Origin of the sequence: Sanguibacteroides justesenii (genome assembly GCF_003204205.1) — a bacterium.
In the GTDB taxonomy this organism is placed as follows: domain Bacteria; phylum Bacteroidota; class Bacteroidia; order Bacteroidales; family Marinifilaceae; genus Gabonibacter; species Gabonibacter massiliensis.
In genome coordinates this window covers 278790-303026 of record NZ_QJPL01000005.1, presented here as the reverse complement: position 1 = coordinate 303026, position 24237 = coordinate 278790, and the positions used below count along the sequence as shown (strand labels likewise).

15 protein-coding genes, 4 tRNA genes and 1 other RNA gene are annotated in these 24237 nt (G+C 42.3%); 14 read left to right on the top strand and 6 right to left on the bottom strand.

All coding sequences use genetic code 11. The features are described from left to right. On the bottom strand, window positions 1–1545 hold the full coding sequence (locus tag DMB45_RS10100; RefSeq protein ID WP_041502431.1) for an acyl-CoA carboxylase subunit beta: 1545 nt from the start codon (window positions 1543–1545) through the stop codon (window positions 1–3). Window positions 1546–1900: 355 nt separating this feature from the next. Between DMB45_RS10100 and DMB45_RS10095 the strand changes: the two genes are divergently transcribed. The 6 genes from DMB45_RS10095 to DMB45_RS10070 all read left to right on the top strand — a co-directional run bounded on the left by DMB45_RS10095 (window position 1901) and on the right by DMB45_RS10070 (window position 12196). Beyond that, the gene (locus DMB45_RS10095) at window positions 1901–6649 is read left to right on the top strand and encodes a translocation/assembly module TamB domain-containing protein (protein ID WP_110688745.1); all 4749 of its coding nucleotides are present in this window, start codon (window positions 1901–1903) and stop codon (window positions 6647–6649) included. A 1-nt stretch (window position 6650) separates the two neighbouring features. After that, a complete protein-coding gene (gene tamL, locus DMB45_RS10090; protein ID WP_110688744.1) occupies window positions 6651–9032 on the top strand; it encodes a translocation and assembly module lipoprotein TamL in 2382 nt (793 codons plus the stop codon). Between the two features lie 215 nt (window positions 9033–9247). Beyond that, window positions 9248–9631: a helix-turn-helix domain-containing protein gene (locus DMB45_RS10085; RefSeq protein WP_052634402.1), complete on the top strand. Its 384-nt coding sequence runs from the start codon at window positions 9248–9250 to the stop codon at window positions 9629–9631. Between the two features lie 367 nt (window positions 9632–9998). Beyond that, window positions 9999–10412 (top strand): hypothetical protein, encoded by a 414-nt coding sequence (locus tag DMB45_RS10080; protein WP_041502429.1) that lies wholly within the window; start codon window positions 9999–10001, stop codon window positions 10410–10412. Next, a complete protein-coding gene (locus DMB45_RS10075) occupies window positions 10387–11682 on the top strand; it encodes a DUF3440 domain-containing protein (RefSeq protein WP_041502428.1) in 1296 nt (431 codons plus the stop codon). The genes DMB45_RS10080 and DMB45_RS10075 overlap by 26 nt, the downstream gene beginning before the upstream one ends. After that, on the top strand, window positions 11675–12196 hold the full coding sequence (locus DMB45_RS10070) for an IbrB-like domain-containing protein (RefSeq protein ID WP_041502427.1): 522 nt from the start codon (window positions 11675–11677) through the stop codon (window positions 12194–12196). Before DMB45_RS10075 ends, DMB45_RS10070 begins: the two co-directional genes overlap by 8 nt. Window positions 12197–12720: 524 nt before the next feature. On the opposite strand, the gene DMB45_RS10065 is transcribed toward DMB45_RS10070, so the two are convergent. Continuing rightward, a tRNA-Ser gene (locus DMB45_RS10065) sits at window positions 12721–12808 on the bottom strand. Between the two features lie 341 nt (window positions 12809–13149). Between DMB45_RS10065 and DMB45_RS10060 the strand changes: the two genes are divergently transcribed. Then, complete coding sequence (locus tag DMB45_RS10060; RefSeq protein ID WP_041502426.1) at window positions 13150–13683, top strand: DUF5063 domain-containing protein; 534 nt, start codon at window positions 13150–13152, stop codon at window positions 13681–13683. A gap of 3 nt (window positions 13684–13686) precedes the next feature. Further along, on the top strand, window positions 13687–14304 hold the full coding sequence (locus DMB45_RS10055) for a 3'-5' exonuclease (RefSeq protein WP_041504766.1): 618 nt from the start codon (window positions 13687–13689) through the stop codon (window positions 14302–14304). Here the strand turns inward: DMB45_RS10055 and DMB45_RS10050 are convergent. Together DMB45_RS10050 and DMB45_RS10045 are read right to left on the bottom strand one after the other, a co-directional pair. Further along, window positions 14293–15426: a hybrid sensor histidine kinase/response regulator gene (locus DMB45_RS10050; RefSeq protein WP_041502424.1), complete on the bottom strand. Its 1134-nt coding sequence runs from the start codon at window positions 15424–15426 to the stop codon at window positions 14293–14295. The two genes, DMB45_RS10055 and DMB45_RS10050, sit on opposite strands and share 12 nt — an antisense overlap. Beyond that, the gene (locus tag DMB45_RS10045) at window positions 15416–16504 is read right to left on the bottom strand and encodes a PAS domain-containing protein (protein WP_041502423.1); all 1089 of its coding nucleotides are present in this window, start codon (window positions 16502–16504) and stop codon (window positions 15416–15418) included. The genes DMB45_RS10050 and DMB45_RS10045 overlap by 11 nt, the downstream gene beginning before the upstream one ends. Window positions 16505–16721: 217 nt before the next feature. Between DMB45_RS10045 and ffs the strand changes: the two genes are divergently transcribed. The 3 genes from ffs to DMB45_RS10030 all read left to right on the top strand — a co-directional run bounded on the left by ffs (window position 16722) and on the right by DMB45_RS10030 (window position 17025). Then, window positions 16722–16821: signal recognition particle sRNA small type (gene ffs / locus DMB45_RS10040), an RNA gene on the top strand. Between the two features lie 12 nt (window positions 16822–16833). Then, window positions 16834–16907: transfer RNA gene (locus DMB45_RS10035), tRNA-Thr, on the top strand. A 46-nt stretch (window positions 16908–16953) separates the two neighbouring features. Next, window positions 16954–17025, top strand: a tRNA-Thr gene (locus tag DMB45_RS10030). Between the two features lie 360 nt (window positions 17026–17385). Here DMB45_RS10030 and DMB45_RS10025 read toward each other — a convergent pair. Further along, entirely contained in the window at window positions 17386–19395 is a 2010-nt protein-coding gene (locus tag DMB45_RS10025) for a urocanate hydratase (protein WP_041504767.1), read from the bottom strand. Window positions 19396–19551: 156 nt separating this feature from the next. On the opposite strand from DMB45_RS10025, the gene DMB45_RS10020 reads away from it, so the two are divergent. Continuing rightward, entirely contained in the window at window positions 19552–20556 is a 1005-nt protein-coding gene (locus DMB45_RS10020) for a Smr/MutS family protein (RefSeq protein WP_110688763.1), read from the top strand. 33 nt (window positions 20557–20589) lie between these two features. On the opposite strand, the gene trxB is transcribed toward DMB45_RS10020, so the two are convergent. Further along, entirely contained in the window at window positions 20590–21567 is a 978-nt protein-coding gene (gene trxB / locus DMB45_RS10015; RefSeq protein WP_235375034.1) for a thioredoxin-disulfide reductase, read from the bottom strand. Between the two features lie 203 nt (window positions 21568–21770). Between trxB and DMB45_RS10010 the strand changes: the two genes are divergently transcribed. Continuing rightward, window positions 21771–21844, top strand: a tRNA-Pro gene (locus DMB45_RS10010). 896 nt (window positions 21845–22740) lie between these two features. Then, window positions 22741–24210, top strand: coding sequence for a bifunctional metallophosphatase/5'-nucleotidase (locus DMB45_RS10005; protein ID WP_181416508.1), 1470 nt, complete (start codon window positions 22741–22743; stop codon window positions 24208–24210). Window positions 24211–24237: the final 27 nt, after the last annotated feature.

Genomic DNA, 24237 nt, shown 5'->3' with positions numbered 1-24237 from the left:
TTAAAATGGAGGAATCCCGTGTTTTTTAGCAGGAGTCATTACCGATTTATTGCTGGATACCTCGATGGAGTGTTTTAATATTTTCCTGGTTTCTTCCGGTTCGATAACAGAGTCTATGTATCCTTTAGATGCGGCAACATAAGGATTTGCAAATTTTTCCCGGTATTCGGCTACCTTGATTTTGCGCATCTCTTCCGGATTCTCGGCCGACATGATCTCTTTTCTAAAAATAATGTTGGCAGCACCTTCAGGACCCATTACCGCAATTTCTGCCGTTGGCCAAGCGAACATGAAGTCTGCTTTCAAATGGCGCGAGTTCATGGCAATGTAACCTCCACCATAGGCTTTTCTCAAGATAACGGTTACTTTGGGTACGGTAGCTTCGCTATAGGCATATAAAACTTTTGCCCCATGACGAATAACTCCCATGTGTTCTTGTTCGGTCCCCGGTAAATATCCCGGCATATCTTCGAAAGTTACCAATGGAATATTGAAAGCGTCGCAGAAACGGATAAATCTTCCGGCTTTATCAGAGGAATCGCAGTCCAGTACACCTGCCAATACACAAGGCTGGTTGGCGACGAAACCGATTGTTTCTCCGTCGATACGACCGAAACCTACAACGATATTCTGTGCAAATTCTTGTTGAACTTCCAAGAAATCCGAGTCATCGGCAACAGCCCTGATGACGTCTCTCACGTCATAAGGTTGAGTCGGATCTGATGGAACTATTTTTTCGATTTTATATTCCGGTTTGGGAGGTTTAGGAGGGAATGGCTTTGCTTTCGCCTGATTACTCCACGGAATGAAGGTTAATAGCTTTTTGATTTGCTCAAAACATTCGTGCTCGGTTGATGCGAAGAAATGGGCGTTTCCACTGACCTGGCTATGTACTTTTGCACCGCCTAACTCTTCCATGGAAATCTCTTCTCCCAAAACTGTTTTCACGACTTCGGGTCCAGTAATAAACATTTTAGAGATATTATCTACCACGAAAACGAAGTCTGTCAAAGCTGGAGAATAAACAGCTCCTCCTGCACAAGGACCTAAAATAACAGATAGTTGGGGGATTACTCCGGATGCTTGGGTATTACGGAAAAAAATTTCTCCGTATCCGGCTAAAGAGTCGACTCCTTCTTGAATACGCGCTCCACCGGAATCATTGATACCGATTAAAGGCATACGCATTTTTAAGGCATGGTCCATGATTTTGGTGATTTTGCGGGCATGCATAAGTCCTAAGGAACCTCCTGCTACCGTAAAATCTTGTGCATAAATACATACAGGTTCACCATAAATGGTACCGGTACCGATGATTACACCGTCCCCGTGAAGAACCTTTTTATCCATGTCAAAATCTTTTGCCTGATGCTCTACGAACATGTCGTATTCGTGGAAAGAATCTTTGTCGAGAATGGCTTCAATTCGTTCGCGAGCTGTCAGTTTTCCCATGGCAACTTGCTTCTTAATCGCCTCTTCGCCACCTCCTTGAAGAACAATCTCTTTTCTCTTTCTTAAATCAAGAACATTTCTTTTAAGTGACATATTTTACATTTTGGTTAATAAATAATGTGTCATTCTTTTTTAGAAAAAACACATCTACCAGCTTGCAAGATTACGAAAAAAAAACGAGGAAAAAAACTGCTTGAATCGAGATTTGATATAATGATTTGATACTTAAATGCTTATTCGCTGTTTTTTGAGAAGAGCAAATGAACGGGTTTTCGTAACTTGTATTTCGGGTTATTCGTTGAAGTAAATCTAAGGATTATTCTTTCTGAACCGAGAACAGGGAGGGTTCTTGCGGGAGTGGCGGCCGAAGAGAGATTTAAGGTGTTGCAGGTAGGGATTTAAAAAGAAATAGTTGTAGTTTTGTTGAGATTTTTGACTGTAAAAGAAAATGAAAGTCTTACGTAAGGTTCTGAAATATATATTGAGAGGCGTATTGTTTTTATGGGGAGTCATCGTACTACTCGTGCTGCTTTTGTATATCCCTGCAGTTCAGGATTATGTAAAGACAAAAGTCGAAAGTTATGCGGCGGTAAATCTCGGAGTGAATTTATCGGTGAAAAGAGTATTGTTGAAGTTTCCCCTGGATCTTTACGTGGAGAAGGTTTATGTCGAGCAGGTAAAGGGAGATACATTACTGGCTGCTGGCCAGATTCAGGTCAATGTTTCTTTGCTAAAGTTGTTGAAAAAAGAGGTCGAGGTTCGTCGATTGCTACTGGAAAAGGTGGTCGTCCGTTTATCCGACAGCTTGTCGGGAATGAAATTAGACGTCGTTTTGGGACAATTGCGTTTGCAGTCGGGTAGAGCCGATTTAAGTCGGCAGGATGCGGAGATAAATTCATTGTCGTTAACGGATGGAAAGGTTGAATTTCGGGCGGGTGAAAGGCTGGCAGATGTTGCCGATACGGCTACTACTCCTTTGGCATGGCGATTCTTATTGGATAAAATCTCTTTGGAGAACGTAAATTACGAGATGATGGGATTACCCATGGGAAAGCTTCGGTCAGGAGTGGGAAGTGGGACGTTGGATGCCGGTCTGGTCGATATGGGACGTCAGTCTGTTGCGATCAGGCGATTGGAATTAAAAGGGGCTTATTGTGAACTTCGGACCACTGAACAGGAAGAGAAAACGGGCAACGCGGTTTCTGTCGTCCGGGAGAACGCGGCGGATACAGCGGCTTGGGAAGTAAAAATGGATGAGCTGGATCTGAAGGACGGACGTTTTAAGATGGGGCCTGAGCACGAAAATAGCATGGCATTCCCGGAGGTGATCGATATCAATTCTTTAGCCGTTGCGATGGATAGCATTTATAATCGCGGGACGGAGATAGCCACTGTGATTAAGAGTATCCGATTGAAAGAAAAGAACGGATTGGATATTCGTAATCTGTCGGGACGCGTGAAAATGGGAGAGCAGGTAATGATAATATCCGATTTGGCCGTAGAAACGCCGTATAGTCATTTTTCTTTACAGGCAAAAGTGGGAAGCGGCTTGTCAGGAGTGAACTCTTCTACTCCGATGGAAGTATTGGCGCGGGGGAGTGTTTCCGGTCGAGATATTGCCTTGTTTGTTCCGGATAGTAATAATCAATTGAAGAATGAATTATACGGTAAATCCATAGATTGGGGCGTAAAGGCGGAGGGAACACGAGAACGGGTCAATTTGGAATATTTGCGGGTACATTCGGATGCTTATTTTTCTGTTGACGGGAACGGAACGGTTGCTTTTTGGAATGATCCGGAACGGTTGACAGGTACATTTGATTTTATCGCGGAAATTGAAGATAGCAGTTTTTTATCTCCTTTTTTGATGAGTGATTCCACCTCCGGGTTTCGACTCCCCAGTCCGATTGAAATGGATGGAGGGGTGGTGGCATCCCATGGGGATATTAGTTTTAAATTGGGAGTAACTCCCGGTAAGGGGGCGGTCGAATTGAACGGTAATTATGGATTGAAAACGGATTCGTACCGGCTTGATGTGAATATCGAACAGGTGGATCTTGCTGAATTCTTTCCTGGAGATTCCTTGGGGATGGTCTCGATGAATTTTTCCGCATCCGGACGAGGATGGGATTGGGAAAGGGCGGTAGCTACTTCAGCCATGGAATTGCAATCGTTGGTTTATCGGGGATATTTGTATGAGAATATTACTCTGAACGCTTCTCTTGAGGCCGGAAAATTAGAAGGCAAACTGCAAAGTCCGGTTGAAGATATGTCTTTGGATTTGAATTTCGGGTTAGATTCTGATCGCGGGGATTATCGTGCCGTTTTAGACGGAGAAGTTCACCGGGTCGATTTGCGGGAATTGCATTTTATGCCGGACGAGTTGGCTTTTGCATCGAGCGTCCATTTGGATGCGTCATTAAAAACGGATGGAGAGTCTTCCCTGCAGCTGCAACTCTCTGAGATCAAATTAAACCAAAAGGGGCGAAAATTGAATCTGGGCAAATTCGATCTGTCCGCTTCCAGTGGAGTAGGCCATACGGATGTGAACATGGAAACGGGTGATTTGAGGTTTTCTTTTAAAAGCTGCGAGGGAAGAGAAGAACTGATCCGTCAATTTACGGCTACGGGCGAGCGAATGGTTCAACAGATAAAAGAGTACGCCTTGGATATGGACTCCATTCGGGGAAGTTTGCCGGATTTCCGATTGTACCTTACTGCCGGAACCGACAATCTGTTGAATCAGTATTTAAAAATGAACGGTATCCTCTTTAAAAGTTTAGATGTAGATATGAGGGTTCCTCAGGGAAAAGAGTTGGATATCACAACAGAGGTACGGGGAATCGTTATGGAGAAAATGAGGGCGGACAGCTTATTGGTGCGAGTATGGCAGGAAGGAGCTGTATTGAAATACGGGCTGACTCTTTACAACTCGAAGGATATACAAGCCAATTTTTCCCGGATTTCTTTAAGCGGAGGAGCCGTTTTTGATCAATTGTATGCTCGATTGAAAGGAAATACCTTGTCAGGAAAGACGGCGGTTAACGTGGGAATGAATTTTACGTTGCGCGATAGTGTATTTACCTTTAATATTGCTTCCGATTCTTTGATTTTCGGTTACCTTCCCTGGCAAGTAAACCAGGATAATTATCTTCGTTTATCTCCGGAAAAGAGATTGTCGGCTGATTTGCAATTGACAAGCGGGCAAAAGAGATTTAAGCTGTTGTCCTTTCAGGAACCAGAGAGGTCGGGAGAAACTTTGAGTGTTGATATTCAGGGTATCGAGGTGGGATTGATTTCGGAGATGCTCCCTTTTATTCCGAATATGGCGGGAATCTTTTCTGCCGGCTTGGAGTTGAAAAACCAGGGACATGTATTGGATGTGACCGGGAATATCCGGCTTGATCAATTTTTTTATGAACACCGGAGGGTCGGCAACCTGGAGTTGGATGCAGGATATCGCTTGACGCGGGAGCAGCTTCATGAAATGGATTTTGCCTTGCATTTGGATGGAGAGAAAACCGTTTTGGCCAAAGGAAAGGTATTGACGGGGAATCAGGATAAGAACATGTCTATAGATATAGATATTCCCAAGTTCCCTTTGCGTGTGGTAAACGCTTTTATTCCTTCCGGTCTTGTCGATCTGCAAGGAGATCTGCGTGGGACGATAGCTTTTCGGGGAGATCCGGAGCATCCCCTGATTAACGGAGGAATATTATTTCAGCAAGGCCGCGTAACAGTTCTACCTGTCGGCACATTATTTCAAATCGATTCGAATCGAATCTCAATTGCAGATAATCGTTTGTCGTTTAATGGTTTCGGTCTGATAGCACCCAATCGCCAACGGATGGAATTGCAGGGAGATGTAAATTTTGCTTCGTTTTCGGATATTCGAATGAATACGACTGTAAACGCTAAAAATTTTCAAGTGATCAAGGTAAACCCGAATGATACAACCATGGTTTACGGTAAAGCTTTTATTGATCTGGACGTTCAGGTTAAAGGAGCTTTGAATGCTTTATTTATAAGGGGTAATGTAGGCCTGTTGGATAATAGCGTAATAAACTATGTTTTGAAATCATCGCCTTTGGAAGTAAATGATAAAAGCTCTAATATCGTGCGTTTTGTTTCTTTCAGGGATACGACCCTGGCGGAATTGGATGATCGTATCGGAACAATACAAAATAGTAGTTTGGATATTTTATTGCTATTGAATATTTCTCCTTTAGTTAATCTGAACGTTTTGCTTTCTGATAACGGACAGAATCGGGTCGTTATTAATGGCGGCGGAGAACTGACTTATTCTTTGAGCCCTTTGAATGAAAGTCGTTTGGTGGGTAAGTACGTTTTGACGGGCGGCTCTGTGAATTATAGTATCCCCGTAATTGGAGAAAAGGTTTTCACGATTCAGGATGGAAATTTTGTAGAGTGGACCGGGGATATGGCTAATCCGATGTTGAATATCACGGCGGCGGAAAATATCTCGGCTAATGTTTCCGATGATAATCAAAATTCAAGGATGGTAAATTTCAAAGCATTGATACGGATTACCAATACCTTGCAGCATCCGGATATAACGTTTGATTTGTCGGCAACCGGAGATATGACCATACAAAACCAGTTGGCTGCCATGACTCCGGAAGAGCGGTCTAAAGAAGCCATGAATCTGATGATATACGGTTCTTATAACGGTCCGGGGACGGTGGCAAAATCGAACGCGTCCAATAATGCGTTGAACGGATTGATTGAAAAGGAGCTGAACCAATGGTCTCGCAGATACCTGAAAGGGATGGATTTAAGTTTTGGTATAAACACTTATAATCAGACAACAGAGTCGGGGGAAACACAGAAAACGGATTATTCGTATCAGTTTTCTAAACGACTGTTTAACAATAAGGTGCGAGTAAAAGTCGGGGGGCGCATTTCCACGGACAATGATCCGGCGGAGGGAGGTGGTGGCCTTGAAGAGAATTTGATAGACGATATTTCCGTGGAATATTTGTTTGGAAAGAATCCGAATTTTTTCTTAAAAATATTCAGGCATACCGGATATGAAAGCGTATTGGAAGGAGAGGTGACTCAAACCGGTATTGGTGTCGTTTTAAGAAAGAAATTTCAGAAATTCTTAGATTTGTTCCGGAAAAAGAGTGTAAGAGAACTTAGAAACGGAACTTTAAAAACAGAAAAAGAAAAGTAGCATGAGGGAAGAAATTTATTGGCCTGCCGCGAAAGGGAATAAACATAGGTATTACGGAGTAAATCTATTCCGGGAGGTGTTATTCTTTGGTATTTGTGCAGGGGTTCTGTTTTTAGGAGGATGTTCTACTACGAAGAAGCTGACGGAAGGGCAGGTATTGTATACCGGGGTAAAAAAGATGAAAATCGAAACCGAAAAGGGTGTCCGATTGGAAGGTCCGAAAAGTTCCGCTATTACGGGTCCTTTGTCTTATCCTCCGAACAATCCTTTGTATTCACCTTACGTGCGGACTCCTTTTCCGATAGGTTTGTGGGTGTATAACTGGAATATTAAGAAGAAAAAAGGTTTTAAATATTGGTTGTATAAACAATTAGCGAAAAAGCCTGTCTTGATTTCGGATGTTCAACCGGATTTACGGCTTAAGGTTGTCGATTATGCGGCTAAAGATTACGGTTATTTTGGAGTGAAATCCGATTATCGATTGATCTATAATAAGCGTAATCCCAAAAAGGCGAAAATCAGCTATCATGTATATATCCCTAAAGCTTATGTGTTGGGGGATATTCATTTGTGGGGATGGGAAGGGCGGATGTCGCGTATTCTTCAAAATACGTGGGGAAGAAGTTTGTTGGTCAAAGGAAACGAATACGATCTTACCACGTTGGAGGATGAGAGGGAACGGGTGGCGACCGTTTTACGCAATAGGGGATATTATTATTTTCGCCCGGATTATATAGAGATATTGGCCGATACGACGCAGGAGAGAGGAGTCGTTGATATTCGGGTTGCTTTAAAAAGGGGCGTTCCTCAAAACGCTCTCCGACCTTACAAGATCAATCAGGTCGATTTGCTACTGGAGGATTCTTTCACGGGTGTGGTTCGGGATTCTTTTTATTTTCACGGGTTTAATATAGATTACGCGAAGCCTTTGCGAATAAAACCTAAAATCATAGCTTCCTCTATTCGTTTGTTGCCGGGGGAGGTGTATTCCGCCGCCCGGCAAAATAGGACGCAGGCTAATTTGATTCGTCTGGGGATTTTTAAATACGCGAATTTGGCCGTAACTCCGGCTGATACTTTGGTCAGGGATTCTTTCGGAAAATTGGATGTAAGGATTACGGCAGCTTATGATTTGCCGATAGAAACTGAAATAGAGGTTGATGTCTCTTCGAAATCCAATAATTTACTGGGACCAGGTTTGATTTTAAGCGTTACGAATAAAAATTTATTCCGCGGCGGAGAAAATCTATCATTCCGCTTGAATGGAGCTTATGAATGGCAAACGGGAAAAAAACAGGGAAAATCGACTTCGGGCCTGATTAATTCTTATGAAATCGGCTTGAATGCCGATTTATCCGTTCCTCGTCTGTTGGTTCCCGGCTTTATGAAACGAGAGAGGGATTTTGCGGAGAGGACACATTTTCAGTTAGGAGTGGATTTTTTAAATCGCCATACCTTTTTCCGGATGATCTCTTTTACCGGGGCTGCTAATTATAATTTCCAGTCATCTTTGAGGAAATACCATACGATTACGCCTTTAAAAATCAATTATACTTATCTGCTTCGGACCTCTTCTGCATTTGACTCGACAATGACGAATAATCCGGCCATCGCGTTGAGTTTTAAGAACCAGTTTATTCCGTCTATGTCTTATTCTTACACTTATGACCGTGCGGCTACTTCTCGGAATCCGAATCGATTTATGTGGCAGAGTACGTTGATGTCCGCCGGAAATGTTTTGTCCGGAATTTTATTCTTGACAGGTAATCGTCAGGGGAGCGGTAAAACCATATTCGGTAATCCTTACTCTCAGTTTTTGAAATTGACATCGGAAATTGTCGTGTATCGTCGAATGACGGAAAAATCGTTATTGGCTATGCGTTTATTGGGGGGAATAGGATATGCTTACGGAAATTCGGAGGTGATGCCTTATAGCGAGCAATTTTATATCGGGGGAGCCAATAGCATCCGGGCGTTTACGATTCGTTCTATCGGTCCCGGCAGCTATCATCAGGAGAGTCGTAATTCGACGGCCTATTTGGACCAGACCGGAGATATTAAATTGGAGGGAAATATCGAATATCGCTTTAAGATCGGTTATCGTTTGAACGGGGCTATCTTTTTGGATGCGGGAAACGTTTGGTTGCTTCGAAACGATCCGAAGCGTCCCGGCGGAGAATTTAAATTGAAAGGATTATGGAAAGAGATTGCGTTAGGTACCGGATTCGGTTTGCGATACGATATCAGTTACATTGTTTTAAGGGCGGATTTAGGTATTGCACTTCATACTCCGTATAAAAATCCGGATAAACGCGGGTATTATAACATTTCTAAATTTAAAGACGGGTTGGCTTTTCATTTGGCCATTGGTTATCCGTTCTGACGGAAGAGGTACGTTAATTCAATAACGTACCTCTTTTCTATGTAGACACCACCAATCTATAACATTACCATGGGAATATTGGCAATGTTATCAATAAATTGTTATATTTGTAGTAGACAGATCACAAATATAATACAATTTTAATAGTCGCGCAAATAAAATTGGATTATTTGTAAGCTGTAAGTAAAATTTTAAATGATTCTAAATAAACTATTATGGGATTTTCAGAGAGATTAAAAGAAGTTATGGATGAGAAAGGCTACACGAACTATCGTGTCGCTAAGGAGTTGAATCTATCAGCTACCACGCTTTCCAATTATTTGAACGAGCGCACTAAGCCTGATATTACAAAATTGGAAGTCATCAGTCGTTATCTTGGCGTAAACAGAAAATGGTTGATTTCCGGGGAGGGGGAAAAGGAACGTTTAGTGGCGGAAGACGGGAAACCGGAAGAAGACGAGAATACGGTTAATAGGCTTTTGAATTTGTTGGAAAAACATACGGATAGTATCCGGGAGAAAGACCAACAAATATCTCAATTGATTAATACGGCAGAGTTGTTGATAAGTAAATTGCCTCCGTTAGGTAATGAAAAATAGATGTCGAAAAATCTTGGAATGGACGGAAGATCAATGATCTTCCGTTTTTTTATGTATAACGCTTACTGCTATAAGGCTGAATGTTTGTGCTTTTCTTTGTTTTTATTTGTCATAATTTTTATATCTTTGTAAAGTTTAAGTGGGTTGTATAGAATAAGGGGGGATGGGATTATAAAACAAGTAGATTGATTATTACTCATGGTCCAGGGAATGGGTATATATTGGAACATGTGATCAAAAGTGTGGTAGTATAATATTCCGAAGGGGTGGAAGAATGGGCGTTTTAATCGTTGTGCGGTAGATGTTTATCATGGGTCATACGTGCCGGATTCCAGGTATAAAATAAACTTTTTATCATGAGAGAATTATGAAAATTGAGAAATTGACAGGTACGGAATCCCGATTGTATGAACTGGTTGCACCTTTGGTGATGAGTCCCAATGTATTGCGTCAAAATAACAACTATCCTTTTAAAACTTCTCGAAATCATGTTTGGTTTATCGCGTGTGACGAGCGGTGGGTGTACGGTTTCGTTCCGGTAGAACTCCGAACACAACAAGCCATTATTAATAATTATTATGTAAGAGGTGATGACACGCTTTTGCTTTCTTCTTTGATTAAGGAGGTCTTAAAAGCATTCGACCGGGAGTGTAAAATTACATCCGTGACGCTGTCCCGCCATGTTTCCGTGTTTAAAGAAAATGGTTTTCGTTCCGTGCGGGAGTGGAAGCAATATGTAAAAATGGAAAAAAGTAATGAAGATGGCAAGAAACGTTTATGAGGCGGTTTTGATTCGTTTGAGTAAGATCTTTGCTGACTTTGATAATGTTTACGTCTCTTTTTCGGGAGGCAAGGACAGTGGCGTCTTGCTCAATCTTTGTATCGATTTTATTCGGCGAAACAAGTTGAATCGTAAATTGGGGGTTTTTCATATGGATTACGAGGTACAATATGAAGAGACTACCCGTTACGTGGAACGGATGTTAAGTTCCAATGCCGATATCTTGGAGGTATATCATGTTTGCGTGCCGTTTAAAGTACCGACTTGTACTTCGATGTATCAGAATTTTTGGCGTCCTTGGGATGAAGAGAGTCGAGCTATTTGGGTGCGGAATTTACCTCGGGGAAGTTATACCCGAAAAGATTTTTCTTTTTATACGGAAGAGTTATGGGATTATGATTTCCAGATGCAATTCGCTCGGTGGTTTCATGAGTATAAGAAAGCGGAAAGAACCTGTTGTTTGGTGGGAATCCGGACGCAAGAGAGCTTAAATCGATGGCGTTCGATACACGGGGAGAAGAAATATTATACTTATCGGGGAATGAGATGGACGCGTAAGCTGTATGATTATGTTTATAATGCTTATCCCATATACGATTGGTTGACCACGGATGTGTGGACTGCAAATGGTAAGTTTCATTGGGACTATAATAGGTTGTACGATCTCTATTATCAGGCCGGAATACCCATTGAGAAGCAACGGGTGTCGAGTCCGTTTATCTCTCCGGCTCAAACCAGCCTGAAATTGTACAGGGTACTGGATCCCAATACCTGGGGGAAAATGGTGAATCGGGTGAACGGAATAAATTTCGTCGGGATATATGGCGGAACTTCTGCTGTCGGTTGGCAGTCCGTGAAATTACCTCAGGGACATACGTGGGTGAGCTATATGGAATTTCTGTTGCAAACCTTACCGGAAGAGACTCGACAGAATTACTTGGAAAAGTTGTCCGTGAGTATCGATTTTTGGAGGAAAAGGGGTGGTTGTTTGGCAGATAAAACGATAGAGAAATTGCGTGAAGCCGGAATAACGATAGAAGTAGGAGAAAAGAGTAACTATAAAACATTCAAAAAGCCGGTTCGCATGGAATACCTTGATGATATTGATCTGCCGGAGTTTAAAGATTTACCCACGTTTAAGCGGGTCTGTATCTGTATTTTGAAAAATGATCATGCATGTAAATACATGGGATTTGCATTGAATAAAAGCGAAAAGGAGCGTAAAAAACGCATAATGGAAAAATATCAATCGTTGTTACACTATGAGTGATTACATAAGTCCCGTATATAAAGTGATAGCCGTGCCGGTTGAAAAAGTGTGTGCCAATAATTACAATCCGAATATCGTCGCACCTCCTGAAATGAAGTTATTGGAACTTTCTATCTGGGAGGATGGTTATACGATGCCCTGCGTATGTTATTACCTTGCCGAAAAAGATGTGTATGAGCTGGTGGACGGGTATCACCGTTATCAGGTATTGAAAAACTCAAAACGTATTTACGAACGGGAAAAGGGTTTGTTGCCGATTGTCGTGATTGAAAAAGACTTGTCGAACCGGATGGCTTCCACGATACGGCATAATAGGGCAAGAGGATCGCATAGCATCGAGCTGATGACGGAGATTGTTTCCGAATTGACAAAAGCCGGTATGTCGGATGAGTGGATCCTTAAAAATATTGGTATGGATAAAGACGAGTTGTTACGATTGAAACAGATCTCCGGTTTGGCTGAACTCTTCGCCGATAAAAACTTCAGCATTCCCAAGAGAACTTTGCTTAGATAATTAAGTGATAAAGACAGTTTAGGGATTCGATGATCTTGTAATTAGGAGGTTAAACGATTGACCGCTTCCGTTGCTTGTAAGTTGTAAATCAAAATCGAACACGTGGAGGCGGGGATGAGTCGGGAGATACTCCCTCGAGAACTCGTTACGACCCCCGTCTTGCGCTTCGTTCGAATCCCTTTAATGTAAAAAAAAGAGAATCGGTTTATTGCCAATTCTCTTTTATTTTTAGCTACTTAAGCGGAGAGACGGGGATGACTCGGGAGTTGTACTCCCTCGAGAACTCGTTACGACCCCCGTCTTGCGCTTCGTTCGAATCCCTTTAATGTAAAAAAAAGAGAATCGGTTTATTGCCAATTCTCTTTTATTTTTAGCTACTTAAGCGGAGAGACGGGGATGACTCGGGAGTTGTGCTCCCTCGAGAACTCGTTACGACCCCCGTCTTGCGCTTCGTTCGAATCCCTTTAATGTAAAAAAAGAGAATCGGTTTATTGCCAATTCTCTTTTATTTTTAGCTACTTAAGCGGAGAGACGGGGATTCGAACCCCGGATACCCTTTAGGGGTATACACGCTTTCCAGGCGTGCCAGTTCAGCCACTCCTGCATCTCTCCGGATGCGGAGGCAAATATAGAAATAATTTTCTATTAACAACTCCATTCTTATCGATTTTTAACGGAAAATCAACAACGAAAATGAAATGGAAGGCGTATCAATAGTACAATTTAGTGGGGAGATATGATATGGGGATTGGAAAAGAGACTACTAGCATTAGGGTAGGAGAGAATCCCTGGTATACAATCTTGGGATTACACGTGAATGTAGATTGTTGCTAGTCTCGGTGCGGTTTTCTTCGTGATGAAGTGAACCGCACTTTTCTTTGAAACTTTTGAATCGGTCTATATACATAGTCTGATATATTTGGTAAATTTGTGGTGAATTTAATAAAATGAATATGGACGATTTTCAGCATGTCGGTTATAGTAAAGAGGTAATCGAGTTCGTGGCTGTGGCAAAGGAATTTTGTGATTTTGTTGAAGCTGCCGCGGGTGGAGGGCGAGAGCTTTTTCTTTCCAGATTGCAAAAATTTATTCCTTTGATCTATTTGAAGGGGAGTTTATTGCCTCGTTGCGAGAGTGACGAGTTGGGACTGTTGGAGGATACGGTAACCGAAGAAGATTATAATGCTTTGTATGCCGCGCTTCATCAATTGATGGGGGAACAGGATGAATACCTGGAGGTATTTGATGATAATATGCAATATAGCGAGACTCCGATTGTTAATTCTATAGCGGAGAAAGTTTGTGATGTTTATCAAGACCTGAAGAATTTTATATCGGCTTACAGGCATGGAATGACAGATGTGATAGAGGAGGCCTTGTGGCAATTGAATAATAGTTTTGAACTTTACTGGGGACGGGCATGTGCAAGTGTTTTAAGAGCTGTTCATGTAGCCGTTTTTCGAATAATGGATAATGAGGTTGAGTGATTCATGGGGAAAATTGTCATGCAAGAATATAAAAGGAAGATAGAGCCCGATGAGGTTGAAGAGTTTCCTGTTTTTTTATATAGGGGAGAAATTATCGTGGTGGATAGACCGGAACAGGTGGCTGCTGCTGTTGCAGATTTAAGAGATAATGCTGTTTTAGGTTTCGATACGGAAACCAAGCCTTCTTTTAAGAAAGGGGTTGTTCATCAAGTGGGGTTATTGCAATTGGCGTCGAAGGAACGGGTTTATTTGTTTCGGTTGAATAAATGCGGTTTACCTTACTCTTTACGGGAATTATTGGTGAACGAGGATGTTTTGAAGGTCGGGGTGGGAATCCGGGATGATATTCGGGCATTACGTAAAATGGCTGATTTTTTACCGGCTTCTTTTGTGGACTTGCAGTTGTTTGTAAAAGCCTTTGGTATTGAAGAGATGTCGTTTTCTAAATTGATGTCTATCGTCTTTGGCGTGAAGATTTCAAAACGGCAAAGAACATCGAATTGGGAAGCTCCCGTGTTAACGACCGCACAAATACGTTACGCGGCAACGGACGCTTGGGGGGCTTTGAGAATGTACGAGGCTTTACGTTCCGGAGAGAAGCAAAATATCTTACTTTATTGATCGCAAAGGTTTTATGGGAACAGAGAAATAGAAAGTCGTTCCTTTCCCTTCCGTTGATTCGAACCATAGTTTCCCGTGATTCAATTTTACGAATTCTTGGCTGAGTTGAAGACCTAATCCGCTGCCCTTCTCTTTCTGGGTCCCGAATGAAGTAATATAGCTCCCTTTATCCAATAGTTTACGTTGGTCTTCCCGTTTGATGCCTTGTCCGTTGTCCTTTACGGATATAATCAATTTATTCTCGTTCTGTCGGCAGTCAACATGTATCTCTCCGTCGGGATAGGTGAATTTTATGGCATTGGAGAGCAGGTTGCGAATGACCGTATTTATCATATTCGTATCGGCATAAGCTTCAAAATGTTGTTTTACCTCGTTAAAGATCGTGATCCCTTTTGCTTTGGCGACGTTATCCAAGAGGGCGATAACCTGTTGGATCGTGGCAGTTAAATTGAACTCCCGCGGGTTCGCTTCCAGTCTCCCGTTTTGGCTGTTGCTCCATAACAGAAGGTTCTCCAGAAGAGAGAAAGCTTCATCCGTGGTTTCTATTACCATCCGTAGCAATTGGCGTATATTTTCATCCGGGATTTTGTTTTTTTGATTGTCAATTGCTTCCAGGATCATTTTGATAGTTCCGATCGGTGCCCGTAAATCATGGGCAATGACGGAATAAAGTTTATCTTTTGCCCGGACTACGTTTTGGAGTTTTTCATTTTGTCGTTCAATGATCCGTAAAGATTCCAATAGCAACAACTGATTATTTAATCTGGTGAGCAGTTCCTGTTTACTTAGTGGCTTGGAAATGAATTCGACACCTTCATATTGAGATACCATGACAAATTCTTCATGTTTATTACCTGTAGTCAGGTAGATGATTGGGATTAATTTCGTTTGTGGGTCGGATTTCAGTGTTTGAGTAATTTTCATTCCTTCCCCGTTTACGTGTGTTAAAGCTAATATGATGATATCCGGGGATTTTGTTTTAACAATGGGAATAACTTCTTCACCCACGGGAGTCGTGATTACATTAAAAGCCTCCTGCTCGAGAATATATTTTGTTTTTTCGAGATTTGAGGCTGAATCGTCCGCGATAAGTATGGTGTATTCGTGGTAATCAATGTGCATGGGTAGTGAATTTGGGATCTATTTTTAACAATAGTTCTTCATAACGATGGTTGAACGCGAAAACCTTTTCGTGTATGCTATCCATGGAACCGTTACAATCCGATAGTTTACAATTGGACAATCCTTCCTTTATAGCAAGCCAGATCGGGTACATGTTTTGATTGAAGGCTCGTAATTCCGATTTGAATAATTCAAATTCTTTATAATATTCGGAAATATCGTGCCCGATGATATGGAGCTCTACCGAGTTTTTTTCAAGTCGAATGGAATAAATATGCCATTTCATCCATAACGTTTCTTCCCCTTTCTTTAATGGAGTGTTTATAGACAAGACTAATTCCTGATTATCCTGAAGATCTTCTATATCTTGGGTATAGGGAATCAGTGCGGGGATTAGTTCTGTAAATTTACAGCCGAGGACACTTTCCGGGTTTTTTCCGAAAAGGGAGTAGAATCTTTTATTGGAATAGTTGATATGCAATTTCCGATCGAGACGGAGGATAAAATCAATTTTGTTTTCGATGAAGTCTTGGTACAACGTGTGGTGCTTCACTAATTTGGAAAGGATAAGTTCCTTTTCAAGCGCACCTGAAAATACGCTGGCCACTTGGATTAGAAAGCGGATATCTTCCTCTTGCCATTCGTCCTTGCAATCCACTCTGCTAAGACTTAAAAACGACAGAAGATGACTGGAGATGAAGAGCGGAAGAAGAAGAGCGCAACGAACATGAGTCGCTTTCAGGATATTTTTTATACTCGGATCCGCGACGTCGTCTATATTTTTGATGTAAATATAATTATCTTCATCAAGTTGTTTTGCTAATTTTTTATCGAGTAAGAAGATGTTTTGGGACATATTGTTTTGGATGGAGGTCATCCCTTCCCTCAGCCATTCGTGAGAGATAGAAAAACTCATGTCGTGTTTTATATCAATGATATGTATTCGGTCTGCTTTCTCGTGTTCTCCCAATTTTTTAAGTGCCAGTTGAATATTCTTTTCTGATTCCAGATTTGCGGCAAGCAAAACACTTAATGCTGAAAGAAAATCCGAATCCGATGAATGTATATTGTTCTGCATATATTGTATCGATATTTTTTATTCTTTACTTTTGTTTTTACTTTTATACTTCATTCGGGTAGAACATGTTACGTTAAATCTGTTTTTTGCATTCTATTCGCATCCTTTTTCAGATTAAGGTTTTTATATTCAGATTCTTATCTTAAGGTTAAATTCTATGTAAGAAAAATCTTTGAAAATGTTTGGTACGAAAGAAGAATTTTGTACTTTTGTGCCCGGGTAAGTCCTATGCGACCAGCTCCTGTCGAACTCCCCCAGGGTCGGAAGGCAGCAAGGGTAGATGGTTGTAGCGGTGCGACATAGTAAGCTTACCCGTTTTTATGAAATTCGCCTCTTTAGCTCAGTTGGCCAGAGCACGTGATTTGTAATCTCGGGGTCGTTGGTTCGAATCCGACAAGAGGCTCAAGTGAAGGAAATATCTCCGGAGAAGGAGAATAAGGGATTTAAATGCTGTTGTAGCTCAGGGGTAGAGCACTTCCTTGGTAAGGAAGAGGTCTCGGGTTCAAATCCCGATAACAGCTCAGAAAGCCATCAGAAATGATGGCTTTTTTTGTTTTATAATCCCCCGGGACGGTTTTTGGGTGGCATTTTGATCCTTGAAAACCGTTCCCGATTTGTGTGTACGAGAATTGTTGTTCGTTAAAAAAAGCGGCCACCGGGGAGGGAGGCCGCTATGTCAAGGATTATACAAAGATCACTTCAGTGCGTGTTCCGTGATCTATTGATAAAAACATTAAATAATCGTAGTGTGCTTTCGTATCAACATAACCACATCCTTGACCAAACAAATATACGATTTTTTTATATTTCGGCAATATGAAATTAAAAAAAATCGTGCGGAAGAAATTATCCGCACGATCCTTTAACGTTTTATTTATTGATTAAAATAAAGATTCGATGAGTTGGTCGTCAGCTAAATTGGGGAGTGTGACTTTCAGATTCGGGTTATTTGCCATGGCCCGTTTGATCGCAAATATGGCCCCCTCGTTACGGGCCCAGCTGCGACGGGAAATTCCGTTATTGACATCCCAGAACAGCATGTTCTTTAAGCGTCTGTCGCTATCGCTACTTCCGTCCAGCATCATTCCGAACCCGCCATTGATGACTTCACCCCAGCCTACGCCGCCGCCGTTGTGGATGGAGACCCAGGTTGCTCCGCGGAAAGAGTCTCCGATGACATTTTGAATGGCCATATCGGCGGTGAAGCGCGAGCCGTCGTATATATTAGACGTTTCGCGATAGGGAGAGTCCGTGCCGGATACGTCGTGGTGATCCCGTCCCAGAATAACGGGAGCGGATATTTCTCCATTTGCGATGGCTTTATTGAATGCTTCTGCAATTTTTATACGTCCTTCTGCATCTGCATACAGGATACGTGCCTGAGAACCTACCACTAAATGATTTTCTCCCGCGGCTTTAATCCAACGGATGTTGTCGGCCATCTGTTGCTGAATTTCTTCGGGAGAGTGAGACATGATCCCTTCCAATACTTGTGCGGCGATCTCATCGGTCTTGGCAAGGTCTTTCGGGTCGCCGCTGGAACATACCCAGCGGAACGGACCGAACCCGTAATCGAAACACATGGGGCCCATGATGTCCTGAACATACGAAGGGTATTTGAAGTCTCCGTTCGGTTTTACGATATCGGCACCTGCTCTGGAGGATTCCAATAGGAAGGCGTTACCGTAGTCGAAGAAATAAGTATTGAACCGTTCCACGCATTTGTTGATGGCTGCCACGTGACGGCGTAAAGATTCCTGAACTTTTTGTTTGAATCGCTCCGGTTCTTCGGCCATCATGCGTTTGCTCTCTTCGAAACTGATTCCGACGGGATAATAGCCGCCTGCCCACGGGTTATGCAACGAGGTTTGGTCCGAACCCAATTCAACGGGGATATCTCCTTTTGCGAAATGTTCCCAGACGTCTACAATATTTCCTTGGAATGCAATGGAAACAACTTCTTTTTTCTCTCTGGCTATTTTTACCCTTTCTACCAGTTTGTCCAGATCATCGATGACTTCATCTACCCATCCCTGGTTGTAACGGGTTTGAGTGGCTTTCGGATTGATCTCCGCGGTAATGCTGATACATCCGGCGATATTCCCTGCTTTGGGCTGAGCTCCGGACATACCGCCTAATCCGGCGGTAATAAAGAGTTTACCGGCTAATCCTTCCCCGTGCCGTGAAATTTTGCGTCCTGCATTCAACACGGTAATGGTTGTTCCGTGAACAATTCCCTGGGGACCGATGTACATGAACGAGCCGGCAGTCATCTGTCCGTATTGAGAGACTCCCAGGGCATTGAAACGTTCCCAATCATCCGGTTTGGAATAGTTGGGAATAACCATTCCGTTCGTTACAACCACCCTCGGTGCGTCTTTGTGTGACGGAAATAATCCCATGGGATGTCCCGAATACAAGACGAGTGTTTGTTCGTCCGTCATTTCGGACAGGTATTTCATGGTCAATCGGTATTGGGCCCAATTTTGGAACACGGCCCCGTTTCCCCCGTAAGTGATTAATTCATGCGGATGTTGGGCGACGGCTATGTCCAGGTTGTTATTTAACATCAACATGATGCCGGCAGCCTGTAAGCTTTTGTGCGGGTAATCGTTGATGTTGTGGGCGTACATTTTATAGTCCGGACGAAAACGATACATGTAAATACGTCCGTATTTTTCAAGTTCATCTGCAAATTCGGCTGCAAGAACGGCATGGTGCTTGGGATCGAAATAACGCAATGCATTTCGGATGGCTAATCGCTTTTCTTCTTTCGTGAGAATATCTTTCCGCTTCGGGGCATGATTGATTTCAGGCTCGTAAGGCTTTGGGGCGGGTAATGTATCGGGAATACCCTCCGTGATGGATTTTTGAAATTCTTGTAATGTCATTATTATGTATTTTTAACTTATGATCCAATTCAAGGGCTAAGTTAATAATTTCTAATGTTTTTTTTCGCATTCATGCCGTTTTTTTTACTTGCAGCTCTCTTTTATATTACCTCTACGGGAAAAATCTTATTTTTGCAAAATAAAATAAGGAATACGATGAATGTAAGAATAGGTGATATCGTTCGCTTTATTTCCGAGAAACTGGAAGGTAAGGTTACCGGAATAATTGATGCGAACAGCGTAAACGTATATTGCGATGAGTATGGTTTCGAGATCCCGGCTTCGATAAACGACCTGGTGGTCATTCGCTCGGATTTTCACGCGACAACCGTTTCTGTTGCGACAGATGTGCCGGTTCAGGCACAAAAGGGAGTGGAGATGTCGTCGTCGGACACGTTGTATTTGGCTTTTGTTCCGGAGAATTTTAATAATTTGAACGAAAGTCGTTTCGATCTTTATTTAGTCAACGATACAGATTTGGTATGCTTGTGTTCCGTTGCTTTTTATGATGGTAAAAGATACAATGGGATTACGGCCGGGAATTGTAATCCGGATGCTGCTTATCTTGTCGGTAATTATTCTTTGAAGGAGTTGGACGGGGTGAAAAGCATTCAAGTGCAAGCTATTTTTTATCAAAAGGGGTATTTTACTTTCAAAAGTGCGATTGATGCGCCTGTGAAACTGAATCCGGTTTCTTTGTGTAAGGCTGGCGCTTATAAGCACGTGCGTTGGTTTGAACCGGTAGCTTTCGTTCGCCCTCTCGAAAGGGATAGTTCGATGACGGAGCGAGTCGATTTGGAGGCGAGACCGTTGTTGCAGGCCTCCAAAAAAGAAATCGATGAGTTGCCGGGAAGGAGACCTGCAAAACAAATGGTGGGAAACATGCTTGAAATAGATCTTCATATTTCTCAATTGCTTGAGACGACAGCGGGTATGGAAAGTAAGGATATGCTCGAATATCAGTTGGATGTATTTCGTAAAACTTTGGAGGAGTATAAATTACGTCGGGGACAAAAAATTGTTTTCATCCACGGAAAAGGGGACGGAGTTTTAAAACAACGTATTTTATGGGAGTTGCAGACTAAATATAAACGCTTTCAACATCAGGATGCTTCTTTCAAGCAGTATGGTTATGGAGCAACGATGGTAACGATAAAATAACAAAACACCGGGGAGATCTCCCGGTGTTTTATTTTAAATTCCACACTCCAACTCGCTTAGATAACGCTCCGCGTCGATTGCGGCGCGACAGCCGCTACCGGCGGAAGTGATCCCTTGACGGTAGATGGGGTCCATCACGTCGCCCGCGGCAAAAACACCGGGGATGTTGGTTTTCGTGGTTACACCTTCCGTAAGGATATATCCCTGTTCGTCCAATTGCAAGTATTTTTTGAAAATATCCGTGTTGGGAGTATGACCGATGGCTAAGAAGAAGCCGTCTATTTTGATCTCTTTCGTGCATTCTTCCGGAGTCCCTTTCCGGTAAACGAGCCGGGCTCCTTCCAGCCCCATATCGGAGCCGAACAGTTCAACGGTATTGTGCTCGAACAATACCTCGATGTTAGGTGTGGCGAAGACTCTCGCTTGCATGGCTTTCGAGGCTCTCAGGTAGTTTTTTCGAACAACGAGATACACTTTGCGACATAATCCTGCGAGATAGGTCGCTTCCTCGCATGCCGTATCTCCTCCTCCGACGACAGCCACGTCTTTATTTTTATAAAAGAATCCGTCACAGGTGGCGCAAGCACTGACTCCTGAGCCTCTGTAGGCTTCTTCCGACGGTAGTCCCAGATACCTTGCCGTGGCTCCGGTGGCAACGATAACGGCGTCCGCTTCTATTTTTTTCGTGTCATCGACCGTTATTTTGTGCGGGTGACCGGAGAAGTCAACCTGGGTAACAATACCGAAGCGTATATCGGTTCCGAACCTTTCGGCTTGTTTTTTCATGTCTTCCATGAGGACGGGACCGCTGACTCCTTCCGGGTATCCGGGGAAGTTTTCAACTTCGGTGGTAGTGGTTAACTGCCCCCCCATTTGTAATCCGGTGTATAGTACGGGAGCGAGGTTGGCTCGCGCGGCGTAAACGGCAGCCGTGTAACCGGCTGGTCCTGAGCCGATGATAAGGCATTTGACTCTTTCGGGAATCTCTTCTGATGACATATTTGTATTCATTGGTTTCTTATTATGTTTTCCTTTACCTGCAAATTTATCAAATTAAAATCGGAACACCAACTTTTATCACCTACGGTCAATTGGTCATTCGCGTTAATTCTTTTAGAATGAAAATATTAACTACCCGCTTGTGCTTGATAAATATTTTTTGTACCGGAATGCATCTATTCTAAAATTTTTTTTCTAAATTTGCACCTGCATTTCGGGATGTAGCTCAGCCCGGTAGAGTCCACGTCTGGGGGGCGTGTTGTCGCAGGTTCAAATCCTGTCATCCCGACTATTGAGCATCAAGAGGTTAGACCAAAAGTCCGACCTCTTTTATTTTGCGGGTGCGATATATTGTAAGCTGACTAATGCCTGGCCCCGAAAAATAAAGAGAGAGGATTTCTATGCCAGCGGGAATAGTGTAGCGATGAGACACCGATGCCGGTCCGCGAAAGAATATCGATCGTTTATTGGTTATACTCTGTACGATGACAAGAGTGAGGAAAGATGAAGCGTCTATCCTTTAAAGGAAGTTTTTTAGCGATAAAACTTTTGAGTGGCCGTCCCTTTTGTTGTAATGCTAAACTTTTCGTGTAAGTATATGTGTAATTTTGTAATAAATGATTTAAATTATTGATTATTAACACATGCCGGGCGGTTTGGTCTTGATCTTTTTGTGAGTGTTTATTTGGGTGGGGGTATTTCTTGTTTTCTCTTTATGTGATTTGATTTCTATTTAAACGTGTAAACTTCGATCGGGATGTTAATGCGGGTATTGTACGATTGTGTGATGGCTGATTTTAGTCGTAAAGACCTTGTTTTAGATGTAGAAAAGAATGAATATAAATGAATAATTTCATGAAAATAGTGTTTTTTTAAATTTTAATTTCTACATTTGCATATCTCACTCAAGTAATAATACGTGCATTGCATAGGAAGATAGTGCCTCCGGTGTGCAATTGCACGTTTTTTATTAAATTTTGAGTGAGATCTTTATTTAATACCGGAGGCTTTTACAATCTTCTGTGTCGTTTGAACGTTGGACTGAAAATATTGTTATATTTTTGTATAGCAACTTTTGAAAATTCTAATTTTGAGGCGGGGCCGTGACGGTTACCCGCCTTTTTTTGTTGTTTCCCCGTTATTTTTGTTTATTTTTGTTTAGGATTAATTTAAAACAAAATGGTCGTGAAACAGAGGAAAAGCTTTAATCTTTATTTTATACTACTCGTTGTTGTAGTGATGTTTGGATGTTTTAACAACAAGAAATCATCCAAATCAGGAGATGCCGAAATCGTTATTATTTCTACGAATGATATGCACGCTCAGATCAGCCAATTTCCTAAATTTGCTACTTTCGTGAAGGAGACGAGAGAGAAGTTTCCTAATGTAATATTGGTAGATGCGGGAGATCGTTTTTCCGGCAGTCCTTTCGTCGATCATGCTAAAGAGAGGGGAAAGCCGATGATCGAATTGATGAATAAAATGGGATACAACCTTGCAACGATGGGAAATCATGATTTTGATTACGGTCAAACGGTATTAAGAAAACGACTTTCCGAAGCGCAATTCAAAGTGATTAGCGCCAACATTCGCTCGGATGGGAGCGAGTTGGGACAATTACCGCCTTATTTGTTCGTGGAAGAGGCCGGGATAAAACTCTGTTTTTTAAGTTTTATCGAAATCAGTCCGACGAGTCATATCCCCGCCACGAATCCCGAGCATCTGGAGGGTATTACATTTGCCGATTTTACGGGTGAGGCAGATACCTACCGGAAATTGAAGAACGAGTGTAATGCTTTTATCGGACTTACACACCTGGGGGTATATGCCGATTCGGTGTTGGCCGCGATCATGCCGGAATTAGATGTTATTATCGGGGGACATTCCCATACGCTTTTGAAAGAACCTAAAATGGTGAATGGGGTCATGATCAGCCAAACGGGAAGTCGATTGCATTATGCCGGAGTTACGGTGTTAAAATTTGAGAAGGGTAAGTTAACGGATAAATCCTACCATGTAGTCGATTTGGCGAATATCGAAACTCCGGATGCTGAGGTTGCCGCTATGATTGAAAGTTACAGCAATGATCCTGATTTTAAGGTTGTGGTCGGGAAAGCGGCCGAACCAATGAAATATAAGGAGAACGTTGCCTCTCTGGTAACGGATGCTATGGCCGACCGGGCGGAGTGTGATTTTGCATTTTATAACTCCGGGGGGATTCGTTTAAATACTATTCCGGCAGGAGATATTACGAAGGGAATGATTTATCAGATAGAACCTTTTGATAATTATGTGGTGAAACACGAGCTTTCCTTGCCGGAAATGAAGGCGTTGGTTTTGAATCGATTCAATAGTGAAACGAGTAATGAATATCGTCGTGTCGATCTTTTTATTTCCAAGGGAAGTTATACGATTTTGCGGGATAAGACGGGAAAAGGCGTGGATGTGGTTTTTAAAGATAAGAACGGTCGTAAATTGAACGAGGGGCGGCGGTATAAGATCGGATTGAGCAATTACGTGAGTACTACTTATGATTTTTCGGGAAAGGGTAAAGGAGAAAAATCCTTATCGATCACGGAGGCGGTAATGCAATATTTACAAAAGGCGGGACCGGTGGTTTATAACAAAAAGCGTACATTTATAAATCCTAAGTAAGAGATGGAGGATTTATGGATGAAGTGA